Raw genomic sequence first — 7,112 nt, forward strand, 5'->3', positions numbered from 1 at the left:
CCCATGGTAGCGGCGGTGGTCTGAGTGTAAAGCTGGTTATCGACCCCCGCCACAAGGACGTTCCTTTTCCCTCCGAACAAGCCCCGACATGTTCAGACCTCTCTTCGTATTTATCGGCACGCGTTACACCCGTGCAAAGCGTCGCAATCATTTTGTGTCATTCATTTCCCTGACTTCGATGATCGGGCTCGCCCTTGGCGTGGTCGTGATGATCGTGGTGCTGTCGGTGATGAACGGCTTCGATCATGAGATGCGCACCCGCGTGCTGGGCATGGTGCCCCACGCGACCATCGAGTCCGGCGAGCCGATCAGCGATTGGCAAAGCCTGGCGGCCAAGGTCAAGCAGAACCCGCAGGTGACGGCGGTGGCGCCGTTTACGCAAATGCAGGGTTTGCTGACCAATAACGGCAAGGTCTCGAAAGTCCTGCTCAATGCCATCGACCCGGCGCAAGAACGCCAGGTGTCGATCATTGATCACTTCATGACCCAGGGCAAACTCGACGACCTGGTGCCGGGCGAGTTCGGCATCGTCATCGGCGACAAGGCCGCGGCCAAGCTCGGCGCCGCGATCGGCGACAAGCTGACCTTCGTCGCGCCGGAAGTCACCGTGACCCCGGCCGGGATGTTCCCGCGCATGAAGCGCTTTACCGTGGTCGGCATCTTCCATGTCGGCGCCGGTGAGCTCGATGGCTACCTGGGCGTCACCAACCTGCAGGATCTGGCCCGGCTGCACCGCTGGAAACCGGATCAGGTGCAGGGCCTGCGCCTGAAGTTCGACGATCTGTTCCAGGCGCCACGCACTGCGTGGAGCATCGCCCGCGATCTCGGCGAAGACCGCTTCTACGCCCGCGACTGGACCCGTACCCACGGCAACCTGTACCAGGCGATCCGCATGGAAAAAGCCATGATCGGCCTGTTGTTGCTGCTGATCGTCGCCGTTGCGGCATTCAACATCATTTCCACGCTGGTGATGGTGGTGAACGACAAGAAGGGCGACATCGCGATCCTGCGCACGCTGGGCGCCACGCCGGGCACGATCATGCGCACGTTCATGGTGCAAGGCACCGTCATTGGCGTAGTCGGTACCGCGATCGGTGCCGTGGTCGGGATCTTCGCCGCGCTGAATGTCAGTGCCGCGATCTCGGCCCTCGAAGGCTTGATCGGGCACAAGTTCCTCAACGCCGACGTGTACTTCATCGATTACCTGCCGTCGCAGGTGCAGAGCCAGGACGTGGTCATGGTCTGCTCCGCGGCGTTGGTCCTGAGTTTCCTCGCCACCCTGTATCCAGCCTGGCGTGCCGCGCGCACCCAGCCTGCGGAGGCGCTACGTTATGAGTGAGTCGGGCATGAGTGATAAAGCAATCTTGAGCTGCCGCAGCCTGGGCAAATCCTACGAGGAAGGCCCGGAATCGGTGGAAGTGTTGGCCGGCCTGCAATTGGAGTTGCACCCGGGTGAGCGTGTGGCGATCGTCGGCAAGTCGGGCTCGGGTAAAAGTACCTTGCTCAATCTGCTGGGCGGCCTCGATACGCCGACCACGGGCAGCGTCTGGCTCGACGGTGAAGAGTTGTCGGCGCTGAGCGAGAAAAAGCGCGGCCTGCTGCGCAATCGCGCCCTCGGCTTTGTGTACCAGTTCCACCACCTGTTGGCGGAATTCACCGCCCTGGAAAACGTCTGCATGCCGCTGCTGATCGGCAAGACCGCGATCCCGGAAGCACGCCAGCGTGCCACGGCGTTGCTGGAGCGGGTAGGGCTGGGCCATCGCCTGGAGCACAAACCGGCCGAATTGTCCGGTGGTGAGCGTCAGCGCGTGGCCATCGCCCGCGCCCTGGTGAATAATCCGGGCCTGGTGATGCTCGACGAACCGACCGGCAACCTCGATTCCCACACCGCCCAGGGCATCCAGGACTTGATGCTGGAGCTCAGCACCTCGATGCGCACGGCGTTCCTGGTGGTGACCCACGACATGAACCTGGCCCGCCAGATGGATCGCGTCCTGCACCTGCAGGAAGGTTGCCTCACGCCCATCTGATTGGCTGAAACCCGATGCCCGGAAAGGCGTCGGGTCTTTTATTTTTATACGGTGCACCAGCGAATGTTCAGACCGTTATCGATCTTTATCGGCACGCGCTATACCCGCGCCAAGCGCCGCAATCGCTTTGTCTCCTTCATCTCGATGACCTCGATGATCGGCCTCGCCCTCGGCGTGCTGGCGATGATCGTGGTGTTGTCGGTGATGAACGGCTTCCAGCGCGAAATGAGCTCGCGGATCCTCGGCATGGTGCCGCACGCCACCATCGTCGGCGTCAACCCGATTGATGACTGGAAGCCCGTGGCGGATGCCGCGATGAAAAACCCGGAAGTGACGGCGGCGGTGCCATTCACCGAGATGGAAGGCATGCTGTCCTACAAGGGCACGATGCAGCCCATCCAGGTCAGCGGTGTCGACCCGGCGCTGGAAGGCCAGGTGTCGATCGTCGCCAAGCACATCGTCCAGGGCAGTCTCGAGGCCCTGAAGCCGGGCGAATTCGGCGTGGTGATCGGCGAGATCACGGCACGCCGCTTCCGCTTGAACGTCGGCGACAAGATCACCCTGATCGTGCCGGAAGTCAGCAATGCGCCGGGGGGCATTACCCCGCGCATGCAACGACTGAACGTGGTCGGCGTGTTCAAGGTCGGTGCCGAACTGGACGGCACCATGGCGCTGATCCACATGGCCGATGCCGCGCAGATGCAGCACTGGGAACCGAATCAGGTGCAGAGCGTGCGCCTGGCGGTGAAGGACCTGTATGCCGCGCCGCAAGTGTCGAGCGACATCGCCACGGGCCTGGGCGCCGCCTACAAGGCTGACGACTGGACCCACACCCAGGGCAGCCTGTTCAGTGCGATGAAGATGGAAAAAACCATGATCGGCCTGCTGTTGCTGATGATCGTCGCAGTGGCGGCGTTCAACATCATTGCGACCCTGATCATGGTGGTGAATGACAAGGGAGCGGACATCGCGATCCTGCGCACCATCGGCGCCACGCCACGGCAGATCATGGCGATCTTCGTGGTGCAGGGCACGGTGATCGGTATCGTCGGTACCTTGATTGGCGGTGTGTTGGGCGTGATTGCCGCGCTGAACGTCAGCCAGATCGTAGGCTGGATCGAGCGGGTCAGCGGGCAGCACATCTTCAGTTCCGACGTGTATTTCGTCAGCAACCTGCCGTCCGAGCTGCAAGGCGGGGACGTGGCGTTGATCTGCACGGCGGGCTTCGTCTTGAGCTTTCTGGCTACCGTTTACCCGGCATGGCGGGCGGCGAAGATCGAGCCGGCTCATGCGTTGCGCTATTCGTAAGCCGTTACACCGCTTTCGCGAGCAAGCCCGCTCCCACAAGGGAATGCATTCCAAATGTGGGAGCGGGCTTGCTCGCGAAGGGGCCGGAACTACTGGCCTCAATCCCCCCTTGGCAACTCGATCACAAACCGCGTCCACCCCTTCTCCGATTCACAATGAATCTGCCCGCCATGGGCACGGATGATCGACTGGGTGATCGCCAGTCCCAATCCCGCATGCTCACTGCTGCCTTCACGACGTGCTGGATCGGCCCGGTAAAACCGGTCAAACAGGCGCGGCAATAGATCTCCGGCAATCTGTTGGCCCGTATTTTCAACGGTCAGACGCAAATCTTTTGGCTGATCGACGATTCGCACCCGAACCTCGCCCCCGGTCGGCGTGAACCGCAGCGCGTTGTCCAGCAGGTTCGACAACGCCCGCCGCAACATGCTGCGGTCACCTTCGATACGGGCATTGCCGTCACGACTCAGTTTTACCTGCGCGTCTTCGGCCAATGGCGCAAAGAACTCCAGCAGCAGATCCGCTTCCTCCGCCAGTTCCAGCGCTTCGCGTTTGGGAATCAGCAAGCCGTGGTCAGCCTTGGCCAGATAGAGCATGTCGTTGACCAGTTGCGCCATCCATTGCAGCTCTTCGAGGTTGCTGTGCAGCGCCTCGCGATAGTCCTCGAGGGGGCGAGGGCGGGTGAGGGTGACCTGGGTGTGGGTCAGCAGGTTCGACAGTGGCGTGCGCAGTTCATGGGCAATGTCAGCGGAGAACGCGGACAGGCGCTGAAACGAGTCGTCGAGGCGTCCGAGCATGGCGTTGAAGTTGTGGGCCATTTCCGCCAGCTCCGGCGGCATGTTTTCTTCAGGCAACCGCGAGTTCAGCGATTGCGCGGAAACACCGCTGGCCACCGCGCTGATGCGCCGCAACGGGCGCAAGCCGCTGCGTGCCGCCCAGGCGCCCAGCAGCGCGGTGGCCAGGGCGGACAGGCCGACGGTCAGCCAGATCAAATGCTGCATGCGTTGCAGGAAGTGCTGGTGGTGAGTGATGTCCAGCAGCAGGGTCAGTTGCGGCGACTCGGGTTTGTCCACGAAAAGCGGCGCATTCAGTACGCGGTAATCGGTGCCTTCGTGGCTCACCGTCGACAATCCGGGCTGGCTCGGTAACGCCTGCGGAATGTTGGTCGAACTGTCGTACCGGCGCTGGCCGTCGCTGCCAGTGATGCGCAGGGACAGGTCAGCCTGCCGGCTCAGTTCTTCGGCCAGCTTCGTTTCGCTGTCACTCGACTGATAGTCGTGCAGGGCCCGGCGCAAGCCAATCAGCTTGCCGTCCAGCAGTTGCTGGTCGAGCTCAACGAAGTGCGCTTCGCTGGCGCGGCTGAACAGCACCCCGGCGAACAACGACACCACGGCGGTGCACGCCGCAAACAGCAGCGCCAGGCGGCTGCTCAAGGACAGTCGGCGCATCAGGCGGGGCGCTCTTCAAGGACGTAGCCCATGCCGCGCACGGTGTGAATCAGCTTGTTGGGGAATTCATCGTCGATTTTCAGGCGCAGGCGACGGATCGCCACCTCGATGACATTGGTGTCGCTGTCGAAATTCATGTCCCAGACCTGGGATGCAATCAGCGACTTGGGCAGGACTTCGCCCTGGCGGCGCAGGAGCATTTCCAGCAGGGCGAACTCCTTGGCGGTCAGGTCGATACGCTGGCCACTGCGTTCGACCCGGCGCCGGATCAGGTCCAGGCGCAAATCGGCCAGTTGCAGGCTGGTTTCCTGGGGCGTGGTGCTGCCGCGACGCAATAGGCTGCGGACCCGGGCCAGCAGTTCGGAAAAGGCAAATGGCTTGACCAGATAGTCATCGGCGCCCAGTTCGAGGCCGTGAACCCTGTCCTCCACGGCGTCACGGGCGGTCAGGAACAGTACAGGCGTGTCCAGGCCGGCGCTGCGTACCGCTTGCAGAATCTGCCAGCCATCACGGCCGGGCAGCATCACATCGAGAATCAGCAGGGCATAATCGCCACTGAGGGCCAATTGCTGACCGGTGTTGCCGTCGGCTACCAGTTCCGTGTTGAACCCGGCCTCGGCCAGGCCCTGGCGCAGGTAATGGCCGGTTTTCGGTTGGTCTTCGACGATCAGCAGTTTCATGGGCGACTCTGGGCAAATGGTACGAACGCTTTATACCGTGGGCAGCGTTCATACAGGTCAACCTGACAAAGTTGTAATCTGGCTGTCAGGTTGCGGGCAGTGCTGGCAGTTTAGAGTTTTACGCATGCTGAGCCTTACCTTGTTGGAGTACGACGATGTTTTTACGCAAATCCGTGACGCAAATCCTCTGTTTGCTGGCACTGAGTTCACCGGTGTGGGCGGACGCCGGGCATACCTACGATTTCGGCCAGCCAGCCCCGGCGGCCCAGGCGACCCGCAGTGTCGAGGTGGTCATGGGAGACATGTCCTTCACGCCGAAAGCCATCGATATCAAGGCCGGGGAGACCGTGCGCTTCGTGCTGGTCAATAAAGGCCAGTTGTTGCATGAGTTCAACCTGGGGGATGCGGCGATGCACGCCAGGCACCAGCAGGAAATGTTGCAGATGCAGCAGGACGGCATGCTGACGCCCACCGGCATGAAGGCCATGGACCACGGCAACATGGCCGGCATGGATCACAGTAAAATGGACCACGGCATGAAGCACGACGACCCCAACAGCGTGCTGGTGGAGCCGGGCAAGACCGGCGAGTTGACCTGGACCTTCAGCAAGGCCACCAACCTGGAATTTGCCTGCAATATCCCCGGCCATTACCAGGCCGGCATGGTTGGCAAACTGACTGTCAGTCAGTAAGCACTCAAAGGCGCGAGCAAAGGCTGATAGAATCTGCTGATTCTTCAGTCAGGTTTCCGCCATGCATCCCGCAGCCGAACACTCGCCGCTGGGCAAGTCCAGCGAATACATCGCCACCTACACGCCGTCCTTGCTGTTCCCGATCCCGCGCACCGCGAAGTGGGCGGAGCTGGGCCTGACGGCGCAAACCCTGCCGTACAAAGGCGTGGACTTCTGGAACTGCTTCGAGCTGTCCTGGCTGCTGCCGTCGGGCAAGCCCGTGGTGGCGATTGGCGAATTCAGCATTCCGGCGGATTCACCGAACATCATCGAATCGAAGTCGTTCAAGTTGTACCTCAACTCCCTGAACCAGACGCCGTTTACCGACACCGCGAGCCTTGAGGCGACGCTGGCCAAGGATTTGTCGACGGCTGCCGGCAAGCCGGTGGGCGTGCGCATTCGCAGTCTCAAGGATGTCGAGAGTGAAGGCGTCGTGGCCTTGCCGGGCGTGTGCATCGATGAACTGGATATCAGCGTCAGCAACTACGAGCACCCGCGGCCGGAACTGCTACGTTGCGATGATTCGCGCATTGTCGAGGAGAGCGTGCACAGCCATTTGCTCAAGTCCAACTGCCCGGTCACCAGCCAGCCGGACTGGGGCAGCGTGGCGGTGGAGTACCGTGGTGCGGCGCTGGATCACGCGAGCCTGCTCGAGTACATCGTCAGCTTCCGTCAGCATTCGGACTTCCATGAGCAGTGTGTGGAGCGGATCTTCCTTGACCTGCAGCGGTTGTTGAAGCCGGAGAAACTGACGGTGTATGCGCGTTATGTGCGGCGTGGCGGGCTGGACATCAACCCGTATCGCAGTACTGAAGAGGTGCAACTACCGAACCATCGCCTGGTCCGTCAGTAAAGATCCAATGTGGCAGCGGGCTTGCTCGCGAAGGCAGTGTGTCAGTCGACCACTTCATTGAC

General features: G+C 61.7%; 7 protein-coding genes. 5 read left to right on the forward strand and 2 right to left on the reverse strand.

The genetic code is table 11. The features are described from left to right. Positions 1-88: 88 nt before the first annotated feature. The 3 genes from KGA88_RS21905 (at position 89) to KGA88_RS21915 (ending at position 3,338) form a co-directional block, all read left to right on the forward strand. Complete coding sequence (locus KGA88_RS21905) at positions 89-1,339, forward strand: lipoprotein-releasing ABC transporter permease subunit (protein ID WP_007995293.1); 1,251 nt, start codon at positions 89-91, stop codon at positions 1,337-1,339. 7 nt (positions 1,340-1,346) lie between these two features. Further along, positions 1,347-2,030, forward strand: coding sequence for a lipoprotein-releasing ABC transporter ATP-binding protein LolD (gene lolD, locus KGA88_RS21910; protein WP_178120709.1), 684 nt, complete (start codon positions 1,347-1,349; stop codon positions 2,028-2,030). A 63-nt stretch (positions 2,031-2,093) separates the two neighbouring features. After that, a complete protein-coding gene (locus KGA88_RS21915; RefSeq protein WP_110662190.1) occupies positions 2,094-3,338 on the forward strand; it encodes a lipoprotein-releasing ABC transporter permease subunit in 1,245 nt (414 codons plus the stop codon). A 98-nt stretch (positions 3,339-3,436) separates the two neighbouring features. Here the strand turns inward: KGA88_RS21915 and KGA88_RS21920 are convergent, their stop codons facing one another. Both KGA88_RS21920 and KGA88_RS21925 read right to left on the reverse strand, forming a co-directional pair. After that, the gene (locus KGA88_RS21920; protein ID WP_223594229.1) at positions 3,437-4,786 is read right to left on the reverse strand and encodes a heavy metal sensor histidine kinase; all 1,350 of its coding nucleotides are present in this window, start codon (positions 4,784-4,786) and stop codon (positions 3,437-3,439) included. Beyond that, positions 4,786-5,466 carry a heavy metal response regulator transcription factor gene (locus tag KGA88_RS21925; RefSeq protein WP_110656698.1) on the reverse strand — a complete coding sequence of 227 codons (681 nt, stop codon included), beginning with the start codon at positions 5,464-5,466 and terminating at the stop codon, positions 4,786-4,788. Before KGA88_RS21925 ends, KGA88_RS21920 begins: the two co-directional genes overlap by 1 nt. A gap of 155 nt (positions 5,467-5,621) precedes the next feature. Between KGA88_RS21925 and KGA88_RS21930 the strand changes: the two genes are divergently transcribed. Together KGA88_RS21930 and queF are read left to right on the forward strand one after the other, a co-directional pair. After that, the gene (locus tag KGA88_RS21930) at positions 5,622-6,158 is read left to right on the forward strand and encodes a plastocyanin/azurin family copper-binding protein (protein WP_110656700.1); all 537 of its coding nucleotides are present in this window, start codon (positions 5,622-5,624) and stop codon (positions 6,156-6,158) included. 61 nt (positions 6,159-6,219) lie between these two features. Continuing rightward, positions 6,220-7,050 carry an NADPH-dependent 7-cyano-7-deazaguanine reductase QueF gene (queF, locus tag KGA88_RS21935; RefSeq protein ID WP_110656702.1) on the forward strand — a complete coding sequence of 277 codons (831 nt, stop codon included), beginning with the start codon at positions 6,220-6,222 and terminating at the stop codon, positions 7,048-7,050. Positions 7,051-7,112 lie beyond the last annotated feature (62 nt).

This window comes from Pseudomonas sp. A-R-19 (genome assembly GCF_019956575.1).
Taxonomy (GTDB): domain Bacteria; phylum Pseudomonadota; class Gammaproteobacteria; order Pseudomonadales; family Pseudomonadaceae; genus Aquipseudomonas.

Coding starts and splice junctions, on each gene's coding strand:
- KGA88_RS21905 (WP_007995293.1), top strand. CDS start 89: ATGTTCAGACCTCTCTTCGTATTTATCGGCACGCGTTACACCCGTGCA.
- lolD (WP_178120709.1), top strand. CDS start 1,347: ATGAGTGATAAAGCAATCTTGAGCTGCCGCAGCCTGGGCAAATCCTAC.
- KGA88_RS21915 (WP_110662190.1), top strand. CDS start 2,094: ATGTTCAGACCGTTATCGATCTTTATCGGCACGCGCTATACCCGCGCC.
- KGA88_RS21920 (WP_223594229.1), bottom strand. CDS start 4,786: ATGCGCCGACTGTCCTTGAGCAGCCGCCTGGCGCTGCTGTTTGCGGCG.
- KGA88_RS21925 (WP_110656698.1), bottom strand. CDS start 5,466: ATGAAACTGCTGATCGTCGAAGACCAACCGAAAACCGGCCATTACCTG.
- KGA88_RS21930 (WP_110656700.1), top strand. CDS start 5,622: ATGTTTTTACGCAAATCCGTGACGCAAATCCTCTGTTTGCTGGCACTG.
- queF (WP_110656702.1), top strand. CDS start 6,220: ATGCATCCCGCAGCCGAACACTCGCCGCTGGGCAAGTCCAGCGAATAC.